The organism is Thiorhodovibrio litoralis, assembly GCF_033954455.1.
In the GTDB taxonomy this organism is placed as follows: Bacteria; Pseudomonadota; Gammaproteobacteria; order Chromatiales; family Chromatiaceae; genus Thiorhodovibrio; species Thiorhodovibrio litoralis.
In genome coordinates this window covers 4,868,973-4,894,207 of record NZ_CP121473.1, presented here as the reverse complement: position 1 = coordinate 4,894,207, position 25,235 = coordinate 4,868,973, and the positions used below count along the sequence as shown (strand labels likewise).

At 53.7% G+C, this 25,235-nt stretch carries 22 protein-coding genes, 1 tRNA gene and 2 pseudogenes; 18 read left to right on the top strand and 7 right to left on the bottom strand.

Annotation, left to right across the window (positions count from 1 at the left end; all coding sequences use genetic code 11):
• Nucleotides 1-192: 192 nt before the first annotated feature.
• Nucleotides 193-906 carry an SDR family oxidoreductase gene (locus tag Thiosp_RS22275; protein WP_201067555.1) on the top strand — a complete coding sequence of 238 codons (714 nt, stop codon included), beginning with the start codon at nt 193-195 and terminating at the stop codon, nt 904-906.
• 56 nt (nt 907-962) lie between these two features.
• On the opposite strand, the gene Thiosp_RS22270 is transcribed toward Thiosp_RS22275, so the two are convergent.
• Nucleotides 963-1,172 carry a hypothetical protein gene (locus tag Thiosp_RS22270; protein WP_323696712.1) on the bottom strand — a complete coding sequence of 70 codons (210 nt, stop codon included), beginning with the start codon at nt 1,170-1,172 and terminating at the stop codon, nt 963-965.
• Here Thiosp_RS22270 and Thiosp_RS24870 point away from each other — a divergent pair.
• From Thiosp_RS24870 to Thiosp_RS22250, 5 genes are read left to right on the top strand one after another with little or no spacing between them, the layout of a single operon-like run.
• Nucleotides 1,086-1,460 carry a tetratricopeptide repeat protein gene (locus Thiosp_RS24870; RefSeq protein ID WP_407702803.1) on the top strand — a complete coding sequence of 125 codons (375 nt, stop codon included), beginning with the start codon at nt 1,086-1,088 and terminating at the stop codon, nt 1,458-1,460. The two genes, Thiosp_RS22270 and Thiosp_RS24870, sit on opposite strands and share 87 nt — an antisense overlap.
• Nucleotides 1,355-2,497 carry an O-linked N-acetylglucosamine transferase, SPINDLY family protein gene (locus Thiosp_RS22265; protein ID WP_323696711.1) on the top strand — a complete coding sequence of 381 codons (1,143 nt, stop codon included), beginning with the start codon at nt 1,355-1,357 and terminating at the stop codon, nt 2,495-2,497. Before Thiosp_RS24870 ends, Thiosp_RS22265 begins: the two co-directional genes overlap by 106 nt.
• Nucleotides 2,440-3,321: a DUF4338 domain-containing protein gene (locus Thiosp_RS22260; protein WP_323696489.1), complete on the top strand. Its 882-nt coding sequence runs from the start codon at nt 2,440-2,442 to the stop codon at nt 3,319-3,321. Before Thiosp_RS22265 ends, Thiosp_RS22260 begins: the two co-directional genes overlap by 58 nt.
• Entirely contained in the window at nt 3,318-4,688 is a 1,371-nt protein-coding gene (locus Thiosp_RS22255) for an IS4 family transposase (protein WP_323696602.1), read from the top strand. Before Thiosp_RS22260 ends, Thiosp_RS22255 begins: the two co-directional genes overlap by 4 nt.
• Nucleotides 4,688-5,263 (top strand): O-linked N-acetylglucosamine transferase family protein, encoded by a 576-nt coding sequence (locus Thiosp_RS22250; protein ID WP_323696710.1) that lies wholly within the window; start codon nt 4,688-4,690, stop codon nt 5,261-5,263. Before Thiosp_RS22255 ends, Thiosp_RS22250 begins: the two co-directional genes overlap by 1 nt.
• Nucleotides 5,264-5,505: 242 nt before the next feature.
• On the opposite strand, the pseudogene Thiosp_RS22245 reads toward Thiosp_RS22250, so the two are convergent.
• A pseudogene (locus Thiosp_RS22245) lies at nt 5,506-6,027 on the bottom strand (transposase); the annotation flags it as partial.
• 43 nt (nt 6,028-6,070) lie between these two features.
• On the opposite strand from Thiosp_RS22245, the gene Thiosp_RS22240 reads away from it, so the two are divergent.
• Complete coding sequence (locus tag Thiosp_RS22240) at nt 6,071-7,090, top strand: IS630 family transposase (RefSeq protein ID WP_323696709.1); 1,020 nt, start codon at nt 6,071-6,073, stop codon at nt 7,088-7,090.
• Between the two features lie 24 nt (nt 7,091-7,114).
• Here the strand turns inward: Thiosp_RS22240 and Thiosp_RS22235 are convergent.
• Together Thiosp_RS22235 and Thiosp_RS22230 are read right to left on the bottom strand one after the other, a co-directional pair.
• Nucleotides 7,115-7,759, bottom strand: a pseudogene (locus Thiosp_RS22235) (IS4 family transposase); the annotation flags it as partial.
• A 303-nt stretch (nt 7,760-8,062) separates the two neighbouring features.
• On the bottom strand, nt 8,063-11,668 hold the full coding sequence (locus tag Thiosp_RS22230) for a glycoside hydrolase family 99-like domain-containing protein (protein ID WP_201069291.1): 3,606 nt from the start codon (nt 11,666-11,668) through the stop codon (nt 8,063-8,065).
• Nucleotides 11,669-12,644: 976 nt separating this feature from the next.
• Between Thiosp_RS22230 and Thiosp_RS22225 the strand changes: the two genes are divergently transcribed.
• Nucleotides 12,645-12,719: transfer RNA gene (locus Thiosp_RS22225), tRNA-Val, on the top strand.
• Nucleotides 12,720-13,343: 624 nt separating this feature from the next.
• On the top strand, nt 13,344-14,393 hold the full coding sequence (locus tag Thiosp_RS22220; RefSeq protein WP_201069292.1) for a glycosyltransferase family protein: 1,050 nt from the start codon (nt 13,344-13,346) through the stop codon (nt 14,391-14,393).
• Nucleotides 14,394-14,431: 38 nt separating this feature from the next.
• Here Thiosp_RS22220 and Thiosp_RS22215 read toward each other — a convergent pair whose 3' ends face one another.
• The gene (locus tag Thiosp_RS22215) at nt 14,432-16,084 is read right to left on the bottom strand and encodes a polysaccharide pyruvyl transferase family protein (RefSeq protein WP_201069293.1); all 1,653 of its coding nucleotides are present in this window, start codon (nt 16,082-16,084) and stop codon (nt 14,432-14,434) included.
• A gap of 151 nt (nt 16,085-16,235) precedes the next feature.
• Nucleotides 16,236-17,090, bottom strand: a complete 855-nt coding sequence (locus tag Thiosp_RS22210; protein WP_201069294.1) for a sulfotransferase family protein — start codon at nt 17,088-17,090, stop codon at nt 16,236-16,238.
• A gap of 124 nt (nt 17,091-17,214) precedes the next feature.
• On the opposite strand from Thiosp_RS22210, the gene Thiosp_RS22205 reads away from it, so the two are divergent.
• Nucleotides 17,215-18,039, top strand: a complete 825-nt coding sequence (locus Thiosp_RS22205) for a class I SAM-dependent methyltransferase (protein WP_201069295.1) — start codon at nt 17,215-17,217, stop codon at nt 18,037-18,039.
• 354 nt (nt 18,040-18,393) lie between these two features.
• On the top strand, nt 18,394-19,224 hold the full coding sequence (locus Thiosp_RS22200) for a ParA family protein (protein ID WP_201069296.1): 831 nt from the start codon (nt 18,394-18,396) through the stop codon (nt 19,222-19,224).
• Between the two features lie 139 nt (nt 19,225-19,363).
• Here Thiosp_RS22200 and Thiosp_RS22195 read toward each other — a convergent pair whose 3' ends face one another.
• Nucleotides 19,364-20,290, bottom strand: a complete 927-nt coding sequence (locus Thiosp_RS22195) for a chemotaxis protein CheV (RefSeq protein ID WP_201069297.1) — start codon at nt 20,288-20,290, stop codon at nt 19,364-19,366.
• A gap of 116 nt (nt 20,291-20,406) precedes the next feature.
• On the opposite strand from Thiosp_RS22195, the gene gspG reads away from it, so the two are divergent.
• The 7 genes from gspG to gspM all read left to right on the top strand — a co-directional run bounded on the left by gspG (nt 20,407) and on the right by gspM (nt 25,235).
• Nucleotides 20,407-20,844 carry a type II secretion system major pseudopilin GspG gene (gene gspG, locus Thiosp_RS22190; protein ID WP_201069298.1) on the top strand — a complete coding sequence of 146 codons (438 nt, stop codon included), beginning with the start codon at nt 20,407-20,409 and terminating at the stop codon, nt 20,842-20,844.
• Nucleotides 20,845-20,879: 35 nt separating this feature from the next.
• On the top strand, nt 20,880-21,344 hold the full coding sequence (locus Thiosp_RS22185; RefSeq protein WP_201069299.1) for a GspH/FimT family pseudopilin: 465 nt from the start codon (nt 20,880-20,882) through the stop codon (nt 21,342-21,344).
• A gap of 1 nt (nt 21,345) precedes the next feature.
• Nucleotides 21,346-21,744 carry a type IV pilus modification PilV family protein gene (locus Thiosp_RS22180; RefSeq protein ID WP_201069300.1) on the top strand — a complete coding sequence of 133 codons (399 nt, stop codon included), beginning with the start codon at nt 21,346-21,348 and terminating at the stop codon, nt 21,742-21,744.
• Entirely contained in the window at nt 21,741-22,457 is a 717-nt protein-coding gene (locus Thiosp_RS22175; protein WP_323696708.1) for a prepilin-type N-terminal cleavage/methylation domain-containing protein, read from the top strand. The genes Thiosp_RS22180 and Thiosp_RS22175 overlap by 4 nt, the downstream gene beginning before the upstream one ends.
• Nucleotides 22,458-22,640: 183 nt before the next feature.
• On the top strand, nt 22,641-23,546 hold the full coding sequence (locus Thiosp_RS22170; RefSeq protein ID WP_201069301.1) for a type II secretion system minor pseudopilin: 906 nt from the start codon (nt 22,641-22,643) through the stop codon (nt 23,544-23,546).
• A gap of 142 nt (nt 23,547-23,688) precedes the next feature.
• Nucleotides 23,689-24,627, top strand: coding sequence for a PilN domain-containing protein (locus Thiosp_RS22165; protein ID WP_201069302.1), 939 nt, complete (start codon nt 23,689-23,691; stop codon nt 24,625-24,627).
• Nucleotides 24,624-25,235: a type II secretion system protein GspM gene (gspM, locus tag Thiosp_RS22160; protein WP_201069303.1), complete on the top strand. Its 612-nt coding sequence runs from the start codon at nt 24,624-24,626 to the stop codon at nt 25,233-25,235. The genes Thiosp_RS22165 and gspM overlap by 4 nt, the downstream gene beginning before the upstream one ends.

The following is a 25,235-nucleotide window of genomic DNA, read 5'->3' as shown; positions in this document are numbered from 1 at the left end:
GGGATGCCGATGCGCGAAGTCCTGATTTTGGCCTCTTGGTGATGCGTAACTGCGGGACTTCGATTCCAGGCTGCTATACTGGCATAGAATTCAATAGCACATAATCCAGTGGCACAGAATTCAGCCGCAAGATCAGCACATCCAACTCGAACAACCAGCCGTCACAAACTCTGGCATCAGCCTTCGTCGCCCATGGATACCGAACCCGTCGCCGTCGTCACCGGCGCTTATCGCGGACTTGGCCTGGAAACCTGCCGCCAACTCGGCGCTCGTGGCTACCGCGTGATACTCACCGCCCGTCGCGAGGCCGAGGGCCAGAGCGCCGCCGGCAAGCTCGCCGCCGAAGGCCTCGACGTGCGTTTCTTCCCGCTGCATGTTACCGAGGAACCCTCGGTGCTGGCCCTGCGCAAATACCTGAGCAAAGAATTCGGCCGCATCGACGTGCTGGTCAATAACGCCGGCATCTTCCCTGATCCGCCTCCCGGCACGCCCGGCTCCAGCATCTTCGACGCTGATCTCACCGACCTGCGCAGCGCTTTCGAGACCAACACCCTGTCGGCCCTGCGCCTATGCCAGAGCTTGATCCCGCTGATGCAAGGCCAAGGGCGGGTGGTCAACGTCTCCTCCGGCATGGGCCAGTTGAGCGACATGAATGGCTTCGCCCCCGCCTATCGGCTATCCAAAACCGCGATGAACGCCGTCACCCGCATCTTCGCCGACGAACTTAAAGACACCGGCATCAAAATCAACTCCGTCTGCCCCGGCTGGGTGCGGACCGAAATGGGCGGCAGCAACGCGACGCGTTCCATCGAAGAAGGCGCCGCAGGCATCGTCTGGGCCGCCACCTTGTCAGACGACGGTCCCAGCGGGGGCTTTTTCCGCGATGGGCAGCCGATTCCCTGGTAAGTCATGATCGTCCGATTTGCCCGTCGCCGATATCAGTGAATAGAAAAAAGCGCAGATCAGAGCAGAACGCCGCGCGAAAGGGACAGCGCCGCGCAAGATCCCAGCCCAGTCAGGCAGGACAGCTTTTGCGACAGGGTGTTCAGTGCCACCAAAGCGGTGATCTTCAGGCCGCTGCGGAAATCTATCGCGCCATCCTTGCCGCTGAGCCAGAAGATGCCGACGCTCTCCACCTGCTCGGCCTCGCCGCGCATCAGGCAGGTGATCATGAAACAGCAGAGTCACTGATCCGAAAAGCAATCAATATCGAGCGATCTAATCCCGCCTATTACTTGAACTACGGGCAGGTTCTTAAAAAATTTGGCCGCCTATATGATGCGCTAGCCGCTTACGATGCCGCATTAAAAATCAGCCCAGAATTTTTTAAGGCCATGTCAATCGCGGTAATGCATTGCTGGACCTTGGTGCCCTGCAGGGTGCCCTTGAGTCCTATAATGAAGCTTTGCGCATCAGACCGAAAAGCGCCAAAGTGCATTTTAATCGAGGCAATGTTCTAAAGGACCTCGGGCGTTTTGAGGAAGCGCTGCAGTGCTACGAGACTACCCTGCTGATCAGGTCAGATTTTGCCGGGGCGCACAACAACCGTGGTGATGTCTTGCAGAGTTTGGGACGCCTGAATGATGCGCTTGCAGCCTACGAAGCGGCGCTGCAAATACGGCCAGACGATGTGAATGCAAATGACAATCGCGGTGACGTACTTACTGATTATGGTTGCCATCTTGAAGCGCTAGCCTGTTATCAGAGGGTGTTGGAAGTCGCGCTCGACAATGCGGTAGCACACTCTAACAGGCTTTTTACTCTGCATTACTCAGAAGTAACAGCCACCAACGCCCTCGCTTCCGCCGCGTTGGAGTACGGCAAACGCTTTAACTCCAGCCAAGATAAGATCATACATCGCAATCTTCCCGATCCAACCCGAAGATTGCGAATTGGCTATGTGTCAGGTGATCTTCGACAACATCCTGTTGGATATTTTGTAAGTGGAGTGTTTGCAAATCATAACCACAAAGATTTCGACGTCGTCTGTTACAACACAGGCCGCAAGCACGATAGCTATACGGACAAGTTATCTGAGAAGGTGGATAGCTGGGTCAACCTTGCCGGGTTGAGCGACAGAGCCGCCGCGGACAAGATACGCGCAGACGCAATTGATATTTTGATCGACCTATCAGGCCATACCGCGCACAACCGGTTGCCGGTATTTGCCCAACGCCCGGCGCCAGTGCAGGTCACTTGGCTTGGGTACTCTGACACAACTGGTCTTGCCGCAATTGACTATATTCTAGCCGACTCATGCGTTGCGCCGGAAAATGAGGACGCAAACTTTTCCGAGCGGGTATGGCGCATGCCGAATTGTTACCTCTGTTACACCATACCATTACCCATATCTCCCCGCCCCAGCGTCGTCCGGGGCTGGACACAGCTCCCGAGTTCTGCTGAGATGCCCTTTCATCTTCAGCAAGGGGACGGGAGACCATGGACCAAGCGATTCCAAGCCGTTTATGTGGGCGCCCTTTCAACGAGACCGACTTAGCGCGCATTCGCCAGGAGATCGCGCTGGCGCAGCCGCCGCTGCGCGCGGAGATCGCTCGGCGGGTGTGCCGCGCGCTGGAGTGGACCGATATCCAAGGCCGCCCCAAGCTCATGAGTGCCCGGGTGGGACTGCTGCGGTTGCATCGTGCCGGGCTCATTGTGCTGCCGCCACCGACCTGCGGCAATGGCAATGGGCGGCGCTTCGTCCCGCGCCCCGAGTCCCGGCCCGAACCGATCCCAGTGTCCGTCCCGCTGCGCGCGCTCAGCGGCTTGCGCCTGGCGCGCGTTGATGATCGAAGGGCCTCGCAATTATGGAACGGCCTGATCGAGCGCTACCACTACCTCGGCTACAGTCCCCTGCCTGGTGCGCAGCTGCGCTACCTGATCCAGTGGGATGGCGGTCTGCTCGGCGCCATCGGCTTTGGCGCGGCGGCCTGGAAAGTCGCTGCCCGCGACCGCTGGATTGGCTGGACGCCCGCGCAGCGCCAAGCACACCTGGGACGGGTGCTCAACAACGCCCGCTTCCTCATCCTGCCCTGGGTGCAGGTCAAACACCTCGCCTCCAAGGTGCTGTCCTTGGCCGCGCGGCAAGTCAGTGTCGACTTTCCCGCCCGCTATGGCGAGCGTCTGGTGCTGCTGGAGACCTTTGTCGAGACCCCACGCTTTGCCGGGACCTGTTACCGTGCCGCCAACTGGCACGACTTGGGCGAAACCACCGGGCGCGGCAAGTGCGACCGCACCCATCGGGCCGCGCTGCCGCGCAAGGCGATCTATGTCTACCCGCTGGCGGCGGACTTCCGCGCCGCCCTGGGGGTGGTGGCATGATCGCGCTGGCCTCTGAACTGCAGGACATCTCTCTGGGCGACAAGCGCCTGAATCATCGCGCCCAACAGGTGCTTGAAACCCTCGGCGCCAAGCCGACACAAAGTATTCCCGGGGCTTGCAACGGTTGGTATGAGACCCGGGCCGCCTATCGCTTTTTCGATCATCCCACGGTCACCGCCGAGCAGATCCTCGCACCCCATTTTGCTTGTACCGAAGAACGTCTGCGCGAGCATCCGCGGGTGCTGTGTATCCAAGATACCAGCGAGCTGGACTATACAACCAAAAAAGGCATTGTCGGTCTTGGGCCACTGAACTTTGAGAGCCGCTATGGGATGTACATCCATCCCACCTTGGCGGTCACGCCCGAGCGCCTCGCGCTGGGGCTGCTGGATTTGCACACTTTTGTGCGCGAGCCCGGTAGCCTGGGCCAGGACAAAGACTCGCGCCGCCCACTGGAGGAGAAAGAAAGCGTGCGCTGGGTCGATGGCTACGCGCGCGTCAATGCGCTGGCCGAGGAACTGAGCGACACGCGCTTGACCTATGTTGCCGATCGCGAGGGCGACATCTACGACCTGTTTGTTGAAGCGCCCATCCCCGAGAACAGCGCCGATTGGCTGGTACGGGTGCAGCATCGCGACCGCTGCTTGGCCGATGGCAGAAAGCTCAATGAGGCCCTGGACGCCGCTGCGGTGCTCACCGAGATCACCTTCGAGCGTCCCGCCACCAAGGGGGCCAAAGCACGCCAGGTCAAGCAGGAGATCAAGGTGGTGCGCGTGACCCTGAAGGCACCCTGGCGCCCGGATCGCACCTTGCCCGATGTCACGGTCACGGCCTTGCTCGCCACCGAGGTCAATCCACCCGCCGGCGAGGAGCCACTCAACTGGCTGTTGCTGACCAATCTGGCGGTGCAGAGCGCCGAGGAGGCCATCGAGACGCTCTCCTGGTATCTTTGCAGGTGGCAAGTGGAGATTTTTTTCCGGATCTTAAAAAGTGGCTGCCGCATCGAGGAGCTGCAGCTCGAGACGCGCGAGCGCCTGGAGCCGGCGCTCGCTTTGTACATGATCATCGCGTGGCGGGTGCTGTACCTGACCATGCTCGGGCGCGAGTGCCCGGAGTTGCCTTGCGATGCGGTCTTTGCCGAGGAGGAATGGAAGGCGGTCTATCTGGTCACCCAGAAACAAGCGCCACCCGAGCAGCCGCCCTCGCTCGATACCATGGTGCGCATGGTCGCCTCCCTGGGCGGCTTTCTCAACCGCAAATCCGATGGGTTCCCGGGACCGAAGACGCTCTGGATTGGGTTGCAGCGCATCCCCGATTTTGTCATGGCGCTGGAGGCTTACCGCAGCGTCAGGGATAGTTATGGGTAATGGTATGCTGTTACACCCCGCCCGAAGTTGATATTCCAATTGAGCCAAGAGCGACCAAAAACAGCGATATTGTATTTGGTAGCTTTAACAAAAGCGCTAAGCTATCCGATCAGACGATCGCTCTTTGGGCGCGTTTGCTGAAGCAAGTGTCAGATGTTTCTCTCATCCTAAAAGATAGAGCCTTCAGCGATTTGTCAGTATCAAAGCAGACTCAGGAACGTTTTGCTAAACATGGAATCGCGCCTGAACGCATTGAGTTTGTCGGACGGCTGTCGCACGCCGAGCACTTTGCGTACTACAATCGTATTGACATTGCGCTTGACCCAACCCCCTACGGGGGAGCAACAACAACAGCCGATGCCTTGTGGATGGGGACGCCAGTCGTCACCCTGAGAGGGACCTGGGTCGGCCGGGTCAGTCGCAGTATTCTTGAGGCCATCGGGCGGTCAGATTTGGTTGCTAATGATGAGAGCGAATACCTAATCTATCGCGCGTGCTCTGGCAACGGATCATGTTTGGCGCGATACTTTAACGAAAAGCTTGCGCTTGCAAACGCAGGACTCGCCGTTCTGTGACGGCCATAGTTTTACCTTCAACATGGAGAGGGCGTTGCGAGAAATGTGGGTTAGTTGGTGTAAGCAACACTAGACAAAATTGATAACGCGTTGTAGTGCTTTCTTGTCAGAGATTCGATCTTCTCTTCAGAAGTTACTTGCGACGGGGCCCGACTGACAGGGGCCGCTTTCTAAAAATATAGGCCGCGCTCTTGCTTTGCGGTCGGCTAAACATTGAAATATCCCCACTAGTGTCCCAACGTTTAATCGAATAAATTCAATTGCTTAGCGTTTTCCTGATCTGTGTATTTGTCGGGAACATGGTTAAGTAGTTGATTTATATGCACACGCTCGAACAACGTCAGGCTCAGAACCTGTAGCAAACTATACAGACTTTCATTGATATTCAATCGTTTCTTTACAATTGCTACTAATACATATGTCGAGATCGCTATCCAAATTTGCGATTTGACTGCATTTTCAGTCGTGCCAAAGAAAGCTTTTATGCGCAGGTGTTGCTTGATCCATTTAAAAAACAGTTCTACGTACCAGCGATTCCGATAAAGCTCTGTGATCGTGAATGCGGACAAAGCAAAGTTGTTTGTTAAGAAAACCAGTTCTTTATTCGTTGCTGGATCGATGAACTTAATGCGGCGAAGATGCTGCGGATAACGCAAGGCCGTATTGACACCTGTTAGAGAGACAGTTTGGTCGCATCTTAATCCGATTGTCTTGTCGACCGGGCGAGAGTGCAATCTTCGCATCTTTGTATTCGATTTGGCGCGTATATTAATTGTTGCAAAAGTTCTTGCAGTGTATCATTGCGGCATGAGTACTAAGATTGAGCTTCGCAATCAGAAGCGCAAAGAGGTGGTCGAGGCGATTGTGCTTCGCCAAGAACCGGTGCATGTGGTGGCCCGCGTCTACCGTATCCCCCAGCGCACGGTCTTTGATTGGCTTTCGCGCTACCGCGCCGGTGGGTGGGACGCATTGAAAGAAGGCCGCCGCTCGGGGAGGCCGAGAAAAGTCTCTGCCGAGGCGATGCAATGGGTTTATCAGGCTGTCACGCAGGGTTCTCCGCAACAGTATCAGTTTGAATTCTGCCTCTGGACATTGAATACCTTGCGCGGCGTGATTGAACGGGAACTGGGCATTAAGCTCAGCAAAAGCGCCGTCAGTCGGTTGCTGGGGCATTTGGGACTGAGCCCGCAGCGGCCCATTTACAAGTCCTACAGGCAGAACCCGAAACAGCGCAAGCGCTATCTCCACACGACCTTTCCAGCGGCCGTCGCCAAGGCACGCCAGCGCGGTGCGGAGTTGTTTTTCCTCGATGAGGCCGCTGTGCGCAGTGATGCCCATCGCGGGACGACTTGGGGGAAAATCGGCGAGACGCCCGTGGTTGCCAACAGTGGTGGACGCTTTGGATTGAAAGTCATCAGTGCCATTTCCCCACGCGGCGAGATGCGCTTCAGCTTCATCGCTGATCGCATGAATTCCCAACGATTCATCGCGTTTCTGAAGAAGCTGCGCAAGGATGTCGGCAAGCCCATCATGGTGATCGCCGACAATGCGCTTTACCACCACAGCAAAGAAACCCAAGCGTTCATTGACCAGCAGGACGGAGACATCGACTTGGAGTTCCTGCCCGCCTACAGCCCTGAGTTCAACCCCGATGAGCAGGTTTGGAATCACGCCAAAGCACGACTGGCCAAGCGCTCTATCCTCAGCAAAGAGGATATGAAACACCACCTCATGGCGATTCTTCGCTCCATACAGAAACAAACCAAGCTCATCAAGAGTTTCTTTCGATTGCCCGATACCAAGTACATATTGGACGGGCTCTCTTGAGCTGCGACTACTTTTGCAACGATTAATAACAAAAAAGGCCCCGGCGAGTTGAAAGCGATAAAGACGCTCAAAATCTAGATACGCACGATCCATGATATAGAAAGCGCCCGGCTCAATAGTCAGCAAATCTAGCGCCTTGACGTCATTCAGTTTTGCGTCGGAAATTGCGATAAAACTCGGTATGTTACCGCGTAGGTCCAGTAATGTATGGAGTTTTATGCCCGCTTTCGTGCGCCGAAAAGGCGCCCATGGAAAAACAGAAAGACAAAGATCGATTGTGGATGAGTCAAAGGCGTAAACTGTCTGCTCAAGGTCAAGCGCGAGTTTTTCGTTGCTATAGAGGCCACGGGCGATTTGAATTAGCGTGCTAGTGAAGTCGGCATAAATCCGCCAGTCACGGACCTGGTTGGCGTTAGCAAGGGTATTCCGCGATATCCCTCCACGAATACCCATGTGGTAAAGCTTGCTCGAATGCGCGCGCAGAGTCGTTTCAATATCTCGAAGGCTTTCCCGATAGGTCAGTTGCGCGAACATCATGCTCAGGAACTGATCGAGACACGAGAATGATTTGATCTTATGGTTGCCACGATAACGCGTCACGCACTGCCGAAAAGCCGGCAACGGAAGATGCTCGGTTAACTGTGAGAAAACGAGTTTGCCGGTATACATTCGCAATTAGCCTCCAGTCAAAGATTCCGGACGGAGGCTGGGCGAAATGAGCCGACGCGTTCAAGTCGATTTTCTCGAAAAATCCTAAATGTATATTAAATATAAGTACTTACGTGGACCGTGTACGAAACGTTGGGACACTAGTGAAATATCCCCAAGCTTGGGCAGCGCATGCTGTTGCAAAGGCTGGCTTCAGACTGACTTCGTAGCAAAAAAGTGATTGTGACGCTTTACGTCGTGCTTACAATTTTCTGAAAAATGCGCGGGAGGCCCCACTGCGCCGCGCAAGTCCAGATTGATCTGTCACCGGATTCCTTGGACAGGGTGAGAATACGGGATAGCGTCAAAGGTTGGATGTGCGAATGGGTAGGTGCCACGCTCAATTCCCATGAGCCAGCTTGTTGACTCTTCAAACGGATTCGCTGTCTTTGTAACTTCGGTGCTCCACCCGTCAGTTGAAGCCGCTAATCCAACTAAACGTTCGACAGCATGAGCTGGTGTTCCATCTCTCTGCCCTCCCTCACTCGGAAATGTCCCGTCGCTAATCGATATTGTTGTCAGTGCGTGGAATGCGCGCGGTCGAAACCAATACACTGATCCAGCGGGAAAAGAAAAGCCTTTTGTTAATCGCGGTAATGCTGCCTGCGAAGCAAGTCGTTCAAAATTCCGTCTATTAAGTTCGGCATCCTCGGCCGAGCCCCAGAAGTATTCGATTGGAAGGAGGTGACCTGTTGGCGAAACCAGTCCAATACCTTGGCGGGCTCGCATTAAATTAATTATTCCCTTTGCTGCCTTAGTCGAACCAAGCGCCTTACCGATCAAATCCAGTCCCCAGTCGATCCCGTTTTTTTGTGTAGTATTGCCTTTTGCATGGACCTTCAAAGCAATCTCATAGCCTAGGTTGTAAATTGATGGCAGGCAATGTAGAAACGGCTCAATATCGCGCCCGCGATTTGGCGTGACACCAAGAAAGCACTGCCTGACGTTGTCCGGAAGATTGTTTCTAACTAGATCAACGCCATCTTCGTCTACCAAGGTTATGAAGAGATCGAACCTTTCTGGTATATGCACAAGTTTTTCCGCGATATGTTTCCAAGTGTCGAGCTGAAAAACATGTACGACAACAGCAATTTCTGCTTCTCGATACACGGGCTCTCCGGATAACCAATTTATTCCCCCCGACAAACCGGATGTCGCAGATACATGCTTGCGAAGGACCTGAGCGGTAGCGCGCAAATACGCATATCCGAAGCGTCTGTCGGGCTCTAAATGAGCACCCTCGGCCCACTCGTTCCATGCATTTACGAAAACGATACGCTCATCAGAGACGGATCGAGCGCCCGCATCGCGGCACAACTTGTCCAACCACTCTGAATAAAGCCGAGGTGTTGCCCCCCAGAAAACGTGGCCTTTACCTGGTTTACGAGCTTCGTTATCCCATCCAGGAAAGGCGCAGCCGAATATCCTGCACGGCTCGCTAGGTTTTGGGACGACTTGTTTCGAAACCAGCGAAGGATAGCTGAAAATGCGCCCTTGAAAGGCTGGGTTTAGAAGCGCAGTACTTTTTGTAATGTCCAGTACATCCACATTATGCGGTGGAAATTCCACTGCGGCATCAAAGCCATGGGGACGGGGATCTTTGAGTCCAAAGGTCCGTGCTGCGATTAAGTAGGGTTCGGGCAACCCGAGCTCTCGGCACCTTGTTCGCCAACGTTTCACAGTGAGTTTGGGCTCGGGTAATAAGTCAATCCGGTAGACTATAAGTACCGGTCTCCCAGAAATCGTTATGTAGCGTGGGTCCTGAAAAAGGGGGACCACATCATCAATGAATTTTTCGTCAGTTGCTGGTGAATGCTCTTGGGCGAGCAGGATCTCGCTTTCTTGCCCATCCCAACGACGGGTCCAGTTCTCATTGGCCCAGCAAATACAAAACTCAAACTTGATACTCTTGTCCGAGGTAAACTGATTCAGCGGCTTTTCAAGAAGGCGACGACCAGCAAACCAATAGTAATGAAAGCAAAAACCAGACAGCCCATGTTGAATCGCCAATGCGACCTGTCTGTGTAACACTTCCGAGAGCCGTAAGTCGTAAAATCCAAGTTCACCTGGGAGCTGGGGTTGATAATGACCTTCGAATTGCGGCACAGCCTTTGTAACATTCGTCCATTCCGTAAAGCCTTTCCCCCACCATTCGTCATTCTCTGGAATAGGGTGGAATTGTGGCAGATAAAACGCGATCAGTTTCACATTGAATAATGACGAATCCAAGCCCGCATCAGGTTCCGCAACATGATCGGCGTTAAAAGAGTTTCGATCTGCCGTTGCGAGCATCTGGGAATACAGCCGCGGAAGTCCACCACCTACGGGCGCCGAAGTACTTTTGCGTTCGGATTTCTCGGCTTCTCTATCATTTAGAAGGTAGGTAACCAGAGGATTATGTCCGTTTGACGCCATCTCTGAATTTAGTGACACAAACCAGTCGCTGTCTGGCTCTGGGGTTGGTCTCCGTCCCTCTCTCCAACCGAAGATTAGCCAGTGGATTAGCGGGTCCTGACCCTGAAGGAGCACGTCTGGATTGTTTTCTACGTACCACTTCCGATCAAATAGCCCCCGTTTCAGGAGAACGGCAGCTGCTTTTCTTAACCGGAGACGTTGCGGCAACTTGGAAGACAAAGTCCACCAGACCAATTTAGGTAAAGCAGCCAAGAGACGGACAAACCTTGGAAAGCGGTTTTCGGCATAGCGAACGGGGGCGGCGAGTTGCCACGCAGCCGTAGATTGAATTGCGTCTAGTTTGGTCAGCAGATCCAGCTTTAGGCTGGTTGCGTCGCGCGCCTCGATTTGGACACTGCTAAGGTGCGCTGAAAGGTCCTGTACTTTGTTCACCAAGTCAGCTACTTGGCCTTGCAGTTGTGTAATGTGGGACTCATGACCAACATTCGAGAGTTCAAGTTCCTCTTTACGCAACCGCAGATCAGCAAGATGCGCATCCATGGTTTCTTTTTCGAAATTAAAGACAGTACCTATAGAATCCGAAGCGCGGTCGAATTCTTGACGGACAGCGTCGAGCTTTATCGAAGCGATACTTTCCGTTTGGTCTGACGCAAGCTCACAAAACCCGGCGTGGGTATCCTTAACCCAAGGACTAAGATGTGGTTGATCGAATATAACTTCGTTCGGAATGCTGTGGTGTCGATGGCTCGAACTAAGAAATTTTTCAATTTGATCCTTTGTGGTCGGAGACCAACGCGGCCAGACTAAGTCTAGTTTCTGCGATAACGCGTCAAGAGTGCTCGGCCAATCATCTAACAGGTTGTCATACGTAACTATTGCCCTCGGAACCTGTCGGCTGGAAAGCTCGGCATCAAGAACGTACCGCAGCCAAATGAGATGTGATTTAGTCGAAGGAAAGCCATCACGCGCTCTAAGCGACGCCGAAACTTCTAAAGGATTGCGATAAGGAATTAGGCAGCGGACATCGCAGTTGAATTCTTGAAGGGCCTCCAGCCAGAGTGGAAGCAGGCGCGAAATACGCGGATCCTTGAGTACAAAAAAAGCGGAATGACCAAAATGGTGTTTCAATAAGGGCAGGGCTTTACCTAGAAAATCCTCTCGTACAGAAGGTGAATTAAACCACGCTGGAGGCAAGCGTTGCCAGTCATCCCATGCGGACCCGGCGGACTCGAGAACTCGGTCATTGATACCTTGAACGCCAAGAGACTCCCAAAATCCGATCTCGTTATTTCCCATGACGGGAGGCATGAGGTCTGTTGGGAGATCGGCACCCAAGATGTTCAGAACGCGAGTTAGCGCGGATGTTCCGCTACGGTGCATTCCAATGACGAGAATCGCTGTACGCCGGGCGTGAAGGATATCCCGATGGCGTCCTTCAGAGTTTGTTAGATTCATGATCGTTATCGAGTGAAATGTTTTGGAAAAACAGGGACGCTTTCGCTTTGTTATCTTACATGTGGCGCCAGATGGTCATCCCTCAGTGCCGGCAGGTCAAACGGGTCCCGTGCAGATGACCTTAAACCAATTTATGTTCATGCGGCCGGCGGTGGGATCAAGACGCGCGTCTTTGCACGCGGCAGAGATCAATATGCTGCTCGTCTCCAAGGGTGTCTAGCTCAAACCCATGCGAGCTGCCCACCTAAGGCTCAAGCTGGGCGTCGGCTGTCTCAGGCGAGCAGGCCCGCGAGAACGACGGCCGCTAGCAGGGCGATAAAAAAGCGAGATATCATGGTGTTTCCTCAGTGTTAAGTGTATTTAGACCCGGGCGGATAGGGAATCCAAGCCATCCTGTGGATCTATGGGGTATCTAGTAGGGAGCATAATGCAGGTTATCGGTCGTTGAGAGGGAGGTCAACGCCGAAAATCCTCTTGATCGACCCTCTTGAGGGGGCGCGGCACGCACCCGATGTTCCGCAATTCGTGCAAAATCGGCCGCCAAGTGCAGCAGCTATTTAAACCTCGCTTGGCTCGCCGGCGCCTCCTGCACTCTCTTAGGCCAAATTGCGGGTGCGGTTAAGTCGATTGTTGCCAAAATAGTAAATTAAATCATCAGCTAATTGAGTCGGTGTGCGAAACGTTGGGGCGCTAGTAATTAAGACGGTCATTATCAGTTCAACGGTATCGACACAGGCAATGATTTGTTTGCTCGAGAATCTATTTCTTCGCGACGCTCCGGGGGTTGGATATTTGTGAATATTCTGATGGCGGATTGCTGGTCGGATGCAGTGCCGCTGATGCTGGATGATTATTCTCGGGGCTCGAGGAGTTCGTTCAAGCTGTCCGCGTCACGTTGAGTCTGAAGAATGTCTTCAAGCAAATTGTAATTGACGGCGTAATGGTCGCGGGCTAAACTCGAGCTCATAGCAAATTTGGGCGCGTAGCTCAGTGGGAGAGCACTGCCTTCACACGGCAGGGGTCGCTGGTTCGAAACCAGCCGCGCCCACCAATCAAATTTTTAGCGTAAAATCTCCTCGCCGAAATGTCCGTGAACGGTCGGTCACATATCGGCCTATGTGTCTTTGGGGTAACTGTGCAGGACCTTCTACCAAAGGGTACCTTGGTCACTTAACTTCAGAGCATGCCTGACGTTGCGCTCTCATCCGCTCAATACGTAGCGCTTCAGGAGGGGCTGGCTGACTGGCGCGGTTCTTGTTGCTGACCCGCGTCACGGATCATCAGGCCGAGCGGATCAAAGACCATGCAGCGCGACTGGCCAAGAACAGCCGAAACCTTCAGCACGCCACCCTCGCAAGATCGACCCAACAAGCCGCCACCGAAGTCGCGGCGCATAAAAAGCGAGCGCAAGCCCGGTAGTCAGCACAGGCACAAAGGCTAAAAACCAGCCACGCCTGCCCGATGAGCAGATCGCCAGCAGCCAGCGGGAGTACGCCAACTTCTCAGCGCTGAGGCTGCCTACAACCCACCATGCACGCAGACCGCCACCCGGCACCAAACGCCGGGCGATCAATCCCCCAGCGGTCAATATTATCGCACTATTGCCTAGCTTACATGGCTAGAACCGCCAGGGACCTGAAGAGTCACCCTGTACTCTCTATGAATATGATATTAAATGCATGACCATCTGAGCGAATCAGTTTCAGGAAACCCAATGGCATTTAAAGGCTTCTCTTTATTGTTTAAGCGTGCTCGCGGTAAGTGTTTTGCGAGAGCTTACCTTATTGTAAACCGCCAAAGTTACATGTATGTGCGTGACACAGTTCATTGGATACTGAATGAATTAGAGCGTTTCTTGGTTAAGCAGCATTGCCACGGTCGCCACGAGGGAGGGCGTCTTACCGCGGTGGAATTTCGCGTTCAGGATGACGTGTCAGAGAAAGTGATTGTTGAGAATGCTCTTGTCTTGGTTATCGGCGACCCGTTTGGGCCTTTCAGGAAGCAGGAGAACAGCACTTATGTTTTTATCAACTTTTCTTTACTTTATGACCTTTCTCCACGCGGAATGACTGACGCATCGGCGCGTGATTGGATTGAAAGAAAACGACAGGCAATGATTCAGCGTGCAAAAATGTACGATGCGGTGTTGAATTTTCTTCCCGAGCAACAAGAGATTCTTTCGTTCGATCTCGCACCATTGGCGCTCGAAGTGTTTCCATTTTTCGTTGATATTGCCCTGCCAGAACAAAAAAAAGCTTGTCGCGATGAGCCGCTCTGGGATTTATGTATTGTGGGAAGTAGAACGCCGCGTCGTGAAAAGCTTTTTAATTACCTGCGTCAGCATGGAATTACACTATCGCCAACCGAGAGTGACGATCTTGAAAACACAATGAGAAAGTCACGCATTGTGCTTAATGTGCATGCTTATCAGACTTTGAATACGGAATATCCGCGAATTGTCCAAGCATTGGCGCTCGGTTGCTGTCTCGTCACTGAGCCATGTCTAGGACTAGAAAAAGTAATTCCCGAACATTGTTATTGTTGCGTTTCTTTTGAGTTGATGCCGAATAAGATCATGAGCTTGCTAAAATCACCTAGACTGTGTAACAAGCTGGGTGAAAACGCGTCCCGTTTTATGCGGGATAAGTACAGGAAAAGAAGCCAATCCCAATTCATAGCACGGATAAGTGAGCTGAGCTCGCTTCATGAGAGACTGCGGCAGTAACGCGCCACGGAGCGAAGCTCAACTCAAGTGCTGTCCGCTCACTCTTGACGTTGCTGCAATATGTTGTCTGCATTGATGTGCACTATCTCAGTGCGTCTGCTGCCTGCCTGATGCGAGGCGACGTCAAGGAAACTCGAGTATTGTAATGGTGTATTACAATGCAAAGAAAACTGCTCGCGCGAATTCCAATGGGAGATCTGCTTGCTAGCGGACTGGGAATACGGCTGATGTTCTTCACCGCAGATATACCAGTCAAGATGACGTGCTTCGTGGGGGGAATATAGACGCATGCCGTTTTTTAATCGACGAAAGCTCTCGCCGGCGCGGTGCAAAGCAAAAGTCGTATCGATAGGGGCACGGATCGCAGCGATAGATCCGAAAGGGAAATCGTGCCAGGTTGGTTCTTGTTGCCAGAATTGCTCGATATGGCGGTTCATCACTTGATTAAATAGTGGATAATCGCGCGGTATGTCGCGAATTTTCAACATTGGGCCAACGCATTCGATATCCCGAAAGCGGTTTAGAAAAGCATCGTAGACATCTAAGCTATCAGCGCGAGCAAGTCGCATGTCGATGTCAGAGTCAGTAACCACGTAAGGAACAGGTTCCGCCCAGCGCTTGAAATACTCTTGTACCGTTTCATCTACTGCATTGAGTTCGTCCGGATGTGAGATCGGCTTATGATAAAAAACCTCGATGCCCTTAGTCTGTAAGTTCTTTAGGATTATCAGGGTTTCTGGATCGTCGCTACCGTTATCATGAATCACAATATCTACGGGACGATTAAATCGTAAATAGGATGAGATAATTTTCTTCAGATAGCGCCCACGGTTATATGAAATGATAAAGATAGGCGTTAGTTTTGATGCAGGACGCGCTGGGCGGATGAAATGAGTCGGTCTCTGCTGAATGTTTTGTGGGAGTTGGCGCAGCGCGTTCTGCAAAGCCTCGGTGGCGATATTTGGTTGATGCAACTCGCATGCGCCGGCGAGCGTCTTTATGGGTAACGGCTGTCTGACCCGGATGGGCTGACTGGGGCAATCGCCACAAACGGAAAACCAGTCGCGAAATTTGAAACCATTGCCGGCGATTTGATCAGAAAAAACGACCCAAGCGTTGGGGATTCCCAACGCCTCAGCAAAAATCAGTCCGTGCAACGAAGAACTAATAACACAGCGGCAGTGAGCGAGTTGCTGTAGAAAGCTCTTGGGATTTGTTTGTATGTCTAAAACGGTTATGGATGAGTTGGTTCTAAATGCTGTTACGGTAGGATGAAATTTGTCGACATAATGAGGAACTACGCCTAGCTCGAAAGCTGGCGCAGACCTTGCTACGCCTAAAATGGTAGGTAAAAGGAAGCCTGGGTCGCCCAACGGAATATCCGGTATAGGGCCTGTGTGACGTGCGAGGGTGGATGCGCTGAGTTTGCCCCGCAGAGCAAGGATGCGTGATCGAGTGAGTGGGGGTATTTGGTGTTCGGGCGACATTAGACCTGTGCCCCATAGATAGGACTCCGGTCCGGCGCTTGTGACCAGACTGCCGATCGCTACCAGGTGTGGTATGTCAGTGCGATTGGACCAGATTGGACGGACTTTAAGTATGTGCTGAACGATAACAGGGGAGATTTTATCGCCTAAGTTTCTTATGCGGATAAAGTAGTTTAGCGGCAAGATGCTGAGTTCTTTGTTCACGGGAAAGTTCGGTCAAACGTGACATTCAGTGCATGGCGATTTAGGGTTAAGTCGATCGTTGTACCCCAACCTGGCCTAATCATGGTTTAGAAAGAGGCTTTTAAACATTGATTGTTGCGTGGTCTGTCGGTGACCCTTACAGCTATGTTGCTCAGTGGTAGGAGTATCGAACCATAACATCACCTGCTATGTCCCAGACTTTCTGCTGCTCAATATCAGTTAGCTCTCTTCCCCTGTTGAGACCGTCTCTGTCAAGGGGGCGCGAGCCGTCTGCCAAACCGGCATACTTGGCGCCTTGATGCAGGCGATGATGTTCGAGTAGTTGGTCTGACCAGGATAGACTGAGTTGCGCAAGAAGCGGCCGGAGCACCGCTTCAGATTCGGTGACCAGCTCCTCGTAGCGAATTGGGTAGACATTCACATTGCCCTGTTGGTATTGTTCCATGAGTAAAAGGCGGTGTTTCCAAAGTGCGGCACCGAGCGAGATGTGGTCAAGAACGTCAAGTTCGCAGATGGCATCGGGTGAGGTTAGAGCAAGTGTTGATTTAGCCTGCGACAAGGCGAATTTTTCTAACCAGCTCTGACCGTCGGGAAAGGTGAGATTGCGCATGGACGCAATAACGGAAAAAGGGTGACGAATCATCCAGATAATTTGGCAGCCTTTGTAAATGGAGATGATATCTTGCATCCGGGCGGAGCTAACAGGCAGTTTGAAAACCGTTCGCTGCCGCAAAAAGCTATTGGCAGCAATTACCGGCCATGGCGGTAGTAGGTCGGTGCTTTGGTAGATTGGTCGGGCGTGACTTTCATCGAGCCCAGTGATGCGGGGATGGGCTGTCAGGAGCATGAACATCAATGTCGTGCCGCTGCGCTGAGCACCAAATATCAGTAGCAGGTTGTTGGAGAGCAACCGCGTTGGTGCCTGCCATAGAGAAATGCGCTTTAGCCATGGAAGGTTTGTGAAACGAAGGAACCGGAGTTGGCGGTCAAGATCATAGAGTGACATAGGTTTGTCTGGTTGGGTTGGATTTCAGTGTGGCGCGAGTCGCGCGTTATCGACGATGGGTGTTTCGGTAATCTTGCCGTAGATCGGACTGTTAATCTGATAGTAGTGTTGCAACGAGTCTAAGATGAGAAGTTTACTAGGTAAAACTTTGCTCAAGAAAACAGCAGGGGAACGGTTGCTTGCTGACACCTTAGAAGCATCAGGGTTGCTAGACTTGGAGACTCTGAATGCCGAAGAGGATGGTTGCCCGCATTCCCGAGCGAATGCTCTGTATCGTGCGTATTGCGCGCGCAGTGACGGGACCGTGTCGAAGTGGCATCATTATTTTGAGATCTACGAGGCGCTGTTTCGGCCCTTTCAAAAACAAGAAGGTATTAGCATTCTTGAAATTGGCGTTCATAAAGGCGGATCTTTGACATTATGGAAGGATTACTTTCACGATTCAGCTCGAATAGTTGGGATTGATGTTGAGGAAAGTTGCAGCAGGTTTCAGGATGAAAAACAGAATATTTTCGTTCGGGTCGGAGATCAGTCTGATTGCGCATTTCTGCGTAGGCTGATGACAGAGTTTGGTCCTTTCCATATTGTAATTGACGATGGCGGGCATCGGGTGAGCCAACAGTTGGCTAGCTTTGGATGTCTTTATCCTCAGATGGCTGCTAATGGGGTTTATGTCGTTGAGGACACGCATACCAATTTGTGGGATGCCTTCAAAGATTTGGGAAACCATACCTCATTTGTTGATGTTGCTAGGGCGTTGGTTACGCATCTCTATGATCCCTACATACATTGCTCAAGCGGATTGCCGTTTCGCATGGATAATCCGGAGAGACTGAAAGCGATCGATGTGACGTCATTCTATGCGCAGACCCAAGGGGTCCACTTTTTTGATTCAATTGTCGCTTTTCGGCGAAGAACCCGGCATTTTCCAAGGAACGAAGTGCGTTGAAAAGCAAAACTTTCAAAATTTGCAGTGCATTTCTTTAGCGTGGCCAAGGGGTATGATATAACGCATCAGACTGTGGATGCCATCAGACCATCTTAGTTGGTTAAAATGGGCATGGAATCTGCTTAAGGATGGCTGGCGGCCTACTGGGCGTCAATTTTTCGCCATAGTGCGATGGCCGCTTATAGCGACTAGCACGTCGGCGCGGTAGCGCTTGACCTGAGCCTTTTCGGCTAGACTTGGGTAGGGTGGGTTGAGGGTCGCGGGGCACATGTTGGCGGAGATTAAAGGCTGGTCATTAGCCAAAGGCCGGCGCGACCTGCGATGCATAAGGCGGCAAGAACTTCTGGAGGGTACATGGAGATCTGGACAGTAGCCAATCTGAAAGGGGGCGTTGGCAAGACAACAACGGCTGTTGCTCTCGGCGGTCTCCTAGCAGCTTGGGGCTTCCGGACCCTGATGGTTGATATCGACGCGCATGCGTCTTTGTCGGCTTACTTCGGGTACGATCCTGATGAGTTGGAATTCAGCACTTACGATATGTTCCTTGCCACGGCGGAGCGCCGGAATATTGACATAAGTCGGTTGATTTATTCTACTGATCATCCGCGCCTGGATTTGGTCCCTGCCACGACAGCACTCGCTGGCCTGGACCGGCAGTCGGGAAGGCTTGACGGCCTTGGTCTAGTGCTTAAGAGGTTTCTGCCACCGCTCGAACACAAGTATGACTACGTCCTTATCGATTGTCCGCCGGTACTTGGTATCCTGCTGATTAACGCGCTCGCTGTGTGCGATCGCCTGGTGATTCCTGTCCAGACGGAGTTTCTTGCTATGAAGGGCCTCGAGCGTATGCTTCGTACCATCAACATGGTGTTGCGGGTGCGCCAGCGTTCGCTCAGTTACACGATTGTTCCGACGTACTTCGATCCTCGTACCCGGTCATCGATTGAAAGCCTGGCGCAGTTGCGGCGTGACTATACTGAACATTTGTGGCACGGCTACATTCCGGTTGATACCCGACTCCGCGATGCAAGCCGGGCGGGCGTGCCCCCAGCTTTTTTTGATCCGCGCTCCCGCGCAGTCGCTGCTTACACCGATTTACTGGAGACTCTAAGGCGCGATTCAGCTAGCACTCCGGCAACCGCCGTGCAACCACCTGCTGTTGCCGATGTAGCAACTGGAAGCTAATAGTTTTGCGACATCTCGGCTGACTTCTTGCTGATGCCGATGCGCAAATGAGCGATGGCGTTTTAGGTGCTGATCGTCTAACAATTGTGGGCAGCATGGCAACGGTGCGGACTGGAAGTTGGGGTAAGTGCAGAGCCGCTCAGCTAGTGTGTGATTTTTGTTGGAGGTGGCCCAGCACTGCCTTAGCAAGATCGTCAGGGTGGTATTTTTGAATAAACTTATTCGCGCCAGTGCGTTTTACCATGCTGACATTGAACACTCCGCTAATAGATGAGTGTAACAGGATGTAAATGTTGTTGGTTCTGGGATTCGCGCGGATGCGAGTAGTCAATTCATAGCCATCCATCTCCGGCATCTCAATGTCTGAGATTATCATCAGAAAATGTTCTGCGATGTCGACGCCATCGGCAATCATTTGTTCGAGTAAATCCAGTGCCTTGAGTCCGTCGTGGGTAAGTGTGCACTCAATGCCTAGTTGCTCGAGTGCGCGCTGGATCTGAAGGCGGGCAACCGAAGAGTCGTCGACCACAAGTACGCGCAGACCCTGGGCAGCTCTTTGCTCGGTTAGCACTCCCGATACATTGGTCTTGGCCTGGACAACCTGGTCGAGCACCTTTTCTACATCAAGAATTTGAACCAGTTCTTTGTCAACCAGAGTCACTGCTGTGGCATAGGTGTCTTGGCCAAGCTTGGTCGGCAGTTGCTGGACTTGATTCCATTGTGTGTGGATAATCTTTTCGACACGCCGAATCAAGAAGCCGTGTACGGAGCGGTTGTACTCAGTCACGATAATCTGGCCCTTCTCTGGCTCATGGAGGGCCGGCATCTTCATAGCCAAAGAGAGGTCGATGACGGACACGATACGGTTTCGAAGAGTCGCTACTCCCAGCACTAGCGGGTGTGATCGTGCCATTTTTGACATTGGCTGCCAAGGTACGACCTCTTGGACCTTGAAGACGTTAATGCCGTAGAGTTGCGAGCTATCAAGCCGAAAAAGCAAGAGTTCCAAGCGAGTGCCGGCAGCGCGGTTACTTTCAAGAGTGGAGCCAAAATCAGTGGAAGCCATGGGGTCTCGCCTGGGGATGATGTTGATGAGCGTGCAAGGCGGCTGCGAGCCTTTTAACTAAAGGGTACAATACCTAGCTTACTGGTTGAGGCAAGTCACTGACAGAAGGTTTTAAGATGCCAAACACAATTCGCCATCGCCGCGGTATTTCTCGTGGTTTTACGCTTGTCGAGCTCCTGGTCGTCCTGGCCATTCTTGGTCTGCTGGCGGGGCTGGTTGGCCCTCAGGTCATGAAATTCCTGGGGAGTTCGAAAACCAAAACGGCTAAACTCCAGATTGAGGATCTGTCAGCTACTCTCGATCTTTATCGGCTTGAACTTGGGCAGTATCCTGGCACATCCGAGGGGCTTGCGGCGCTAGTCAAGGACCCCGGTAACGCTCCTAACTGGAAAGGACCCTATCTGAAGAAAGCACAGGTGCCCAAAGACCCTTGGGGCAACGAATATCAATACCGGTCGCCGGGGGAGCACGGACCCTTCGACATAATCACCTTCGGAGCAGATGGTCAAGAGGGTGGCGAGGGGGACAATCGGGATATTTCAAGTTGGGAGTAAGCTAAGGCATTGTTTGATCAGAAATAAGCCGCAAAATGCGTGCGCTCAATATTTCGGAACATGGTTTCACCTTGGTTGAACTGCTGGTGGTTCTTGCCATCGCAGGTCTGATGCTTTCGCTGACTCCACCGCTGATTTCAGCTGCGTTGCCAGGCGTTGAGCTGAAGGCCGCCGCGCGCCGCACCGCATCGGCGTTGCGGGTCACGCGCGAGCTAGCGATTAGTTCCGGGCAGGATCAGGCTTGGGTTCTGAACGTCGCGGACAACCGCTACCGAATTGCTGCCACCGGGCGCGACGGCAGGCTTCCCTCTGGCATCGATCTGAAATTACTCGGGGCTGAGCGGGAAATGCGCGGCGATGATGAGGGTGGCGTTCGCTTTTTTCCCGACGGAAGTTCCACTGGCGGCAATGTGATCCTGACGCGAGATGGCCACGGATATCAAGTCGGCGTTAACTGGTTGACTGGGCGTGTTCTAATTGCGGACTGGGAGCCCGACTGAGATGAGTCGCTGCGCGCAGTCCGGGTTTTCCCTGCTGGAGGTGATGGTTGCTTTTGCAATCCTCGCGCTATCACTTGGTGTGCTGTTGCAAATTTTTTCGAGCAGCATGAATGCAACCTCGCTGAGTCTCGACTACGCGCGTGCCGCAGTTGTGGCCGAGTCCAGATTAAACAGCGTAGGTCTCGACATCCCATTATCGGAAGGGACTTATAGCGGTGATCCCGAGCAAGGGATCGATTGGATTGTTCACATTGGCGCTTCTGATTTAGCTGCCGGGCTGGAGAGTGAGGGCGAGTTTCGGCTTTTTTCGGTGCGCTCCGTGGCAACATGGCCAGGGCGCGGTTCGGGCCGTAGTCGAGTCGTTCTTGAAAGTCTGCGTCTGAGCAGGGTATCGCCGTGAGCTTGCCACGGGCAAATTTGCGCGGCTTTACGCTGGTAGAGCTGCTTATCGCGTTGTTCATGTTGAGCATCATCACGCTGCTACTCTTTTCTGGCTTGCGGCTCGGTTCGCGCGCGTGGGAGGGAGTGGAGACGTTCTCCGAGCGGGTCGCAGATATTCGGCTTGCGCGGGTTTTCATCGAACGAAGTTTGCGCCAAACGCGCGATCTTTCGGTCCAGTTAGACGCTCGCAAGTGGACGATCTTTGCCGGCGAAACGGACCGCCTTGAATGGGTTGCGCCATTGTCGGCGCGTGCTTCTGTGCCCGGGCTTTATATCCTTCGCCTAACCCTCCAAGACAATGAAAGCGGTGGCAAACGTTTAATGCTTACCCGTTGGTTACTCCATCCAGACGTGCTGAATGGCTCTGGTGATGTGCCCGCCTGGGAGCCATTACTGGAGGGCTTTGGGCCGGACTCAGGCGTCGATGGACGCGATCGCGATTTGGCCGGCGGTGCCTATGGGCAGACACTGATGGTTCCTGATGTAGGTCGCTTCAAACTTGCTTATTTTGGTGTTGCAGAGGGCGAGCAGAGCCCGGCTTGGTTCGACCAATGGACTGACGCAGAAGGGTTGCCGATGCGCGTGCAGCTTGACTTAACAGCGGATGACCAGGCCTGGCCCATAGCGCTGGTGACTCTGCCGGGAGCTACCGAAATTCCTGAGCCCCTTTAAGGAAGCTTGTCAGTGCCGGCTGCCATAGATAACGCATTGACAATGTGCTGCCCCAACTCCAGCGCCCTTTGTTTGTCTGTGCACGTGGGCGTGGGCGGACCCGTATCTCTTGTTAGGCGTCGATCGCTCCAACATCACCATCGCTGTCAGTCTGGCATCGCGCTGGTTTTGGTGCTTTGGGTGTTGTCACTGCTGACCATCATGGCGTTGAGTTTAACCATGACGCAGCGCAGCCAGCAGGCACTGGTGCGAAACGAAATCGACGGTGCGCGTTTCCGCGCAATGGCTGACGGGGCGGTTTCGCTTGCGATGGCGAACCTGATGTCGCAGCCTGAGTTCGCCGCTCCGGAGGAAGTCTGGCTCCCCAATGGTTCCGCGCATCGCGTGCTACTTGATGGTTTTGAAATTTCAATTCGGATTTTCAACCAAGCTTCGCGAATCGACCTCAATAGTGTTGCAGGGGAGCAGTTACGTACCTTGCTCGAACTTGCGGGCGCTGAGCCGGATCAACTGGATGCACTGGTCGGCGCGATCGGTGATTGGCGCGACCGGGATCAGCTCCCCGGGCTGAATGGTGCTGAGGATGATGTTTACGAGAGCGAAGGCTATGGCTACGGTGCGGCTGATCAACCGTTTGAAAGCGTCGAGGAGTTGCTGCAGGTGCGGGGAATGACGTTTGCGCTGTATCAGGCTCTGGAGCCAGACCTGAGAATCGGCGGAGGCCAACGAACCAGGGCGCCAAGAGGACCGGTGTTTGGAGGAAGTTCAACGTCTGGCAGTGCGCGGTTCGAGCCGCGATTTGCCTCGGCAAGAGCGCTGGCGGCCATGCAAAATATATCGCTTGAAGATGCGCAAGCGCTTGTGGATGAGCGGGATGAGCCTACAGTGCCAGATGCCGTAGCTGCGCCCGCGCCTGATCGTGGTGGCCCTGAATACTTAATTCGTGTGACTGCATCGCGCGGTGAGTATAGCGGGAGAATGCTGGAAGCCCTAGTTGAAGCCACTCCGAGCGGACCGTCGGCGTTTGAGGTACTATGGCGCCGAGAGAGCCTGGAGTTCCCTGTGGCGAGAAGCGTACCCGATGACTGACTGGCGAATGAACCTGCGCCTCCCTCCATTCCGCGAGACTCGGTTGGGGAACGCGCTGTGGGTCTGGCGTCGCGAACTCCGGGAGTGTCTTCCGCGGTCTTTGCGTCAGTGGTTGCTCCAGCGACAGGCGCCGACCTTGATCGTGAGTCCGCGCGGAGAGGATGCGTTGTTGCTGAGGCAGCTTGAGTCTGAGCGCGTTCCCATCACAGTCCTGACGGACCGAGTCGATACCAGTCTGAACAATCTGGTTACTCGCCCACGCAGCGGCTGGCGTGAAACCGTGCTTGAGCTTCCGGCAGAAGATGTACTCACTCGCTCACTCAGTTTACCGGCGCAGGTTAAGGCTGGTCTGCGGAAAGTCATCGGCTACGAACTGGGTCGCTTGACGCCCTTTAATTCGCAAGAAGTCTACTACGACGTCTTTACCGAGGGCACTCGGCCGCGAGGCGGCCAACTCAATGTCCGTCTCGCGTTGTGTCGTCGAGATCTTGCCGATCATTGGCTGGAGCGGCTGCGGCAACTTGGATCGCCGGCTGCCCGACTTTGCTGGCAGGGAGCCTGGGATGGCGCAAACATGCTACCAGACGCACAGCGCTCGCGTCGGGGTTCCTATGGCTGGCTCATTAACATAATGCTGTTGCTTCTGATTTGCGCCCTGCTTGCGGCGGTCATGAATTCCCCGGTTCGGCAGAAGAGGGAGCAGCTTGAGCAACTGACGGGAGTGCTTCAAGGCTTGCGAGCGGACGCCGAGCAGGTACCAACTATTCGCGAAGAGCTTGAGAGCGCACGCGCCGGCAGTGTCGCGGTGCTTAATCGCAAAGCGGCGCAGCCGCGCATGATCGACCTTCTGCGCGAGCTAACCGAACGGCTCCCGGATAACACCTGGGTGCAGACCGTCAATTACCGAAACGAAGACGTGGACGTGCGCGGAGAATCCGGTCAGGCGACTGAGTTGCTGAACATTTTAGAGCAAGCGCCAGGTATCAGTGAGGTCACCTTCCGCTCGCCGGTCATGCAGGTTTCCCAAACCGGTAAGGAGCGCTTCCATATTGCCTTCCAGTACCGGCGAGCGTCGCCATGATCGCGATGCGCGTCCCGGGCGCTCGTTGCCTGTTGGCTTGGGGGGTGCCTGCCGGGATTACATTGGTTGTTTTTGCATCGTTGATCTGGCCATGGTGGCTGCAGGTGCAGGACCTAAACAGTCGCATAGACCGATCACGCGAGCAGATTACAAACTACCAGCGCATACTGGCAACCCTCCCGAGCTTGCGAGCAGAGCTTGAACAGGTACGCAATCGCGATGATACCAGAGCGTTTTATTTTGATGCTGAAACGCCCGCACTGGCAGGTGCACAGCTCCAAAGCCAGGTGCAAGATATTATCCGCGCGGCCGGTGCTGACCCGATCAGCACGCAGATTCTGCCTGTTGATGCCAGTGAGCGGCCACAGCGGATTCGGGTGCGGATACAATTCAAAGGGAGCACGCAAGCCGTGCTGGATGTTCTGTACCGTATCGAAGCTGCTCGTCCATTTCTCTTTGTCGATCAGATGTCTTTGCGCAGTTCCGCGAGCAATGTACCCTTGCGGCCTCAGGTGCAGCGGCGTCCTGGTCAGGTTGATCCGCGCGAGCGCGATGAATTAACGCTACGCCTGGACATATTTGGCTTCTCCCTTGGAGGCAGTAGTTGA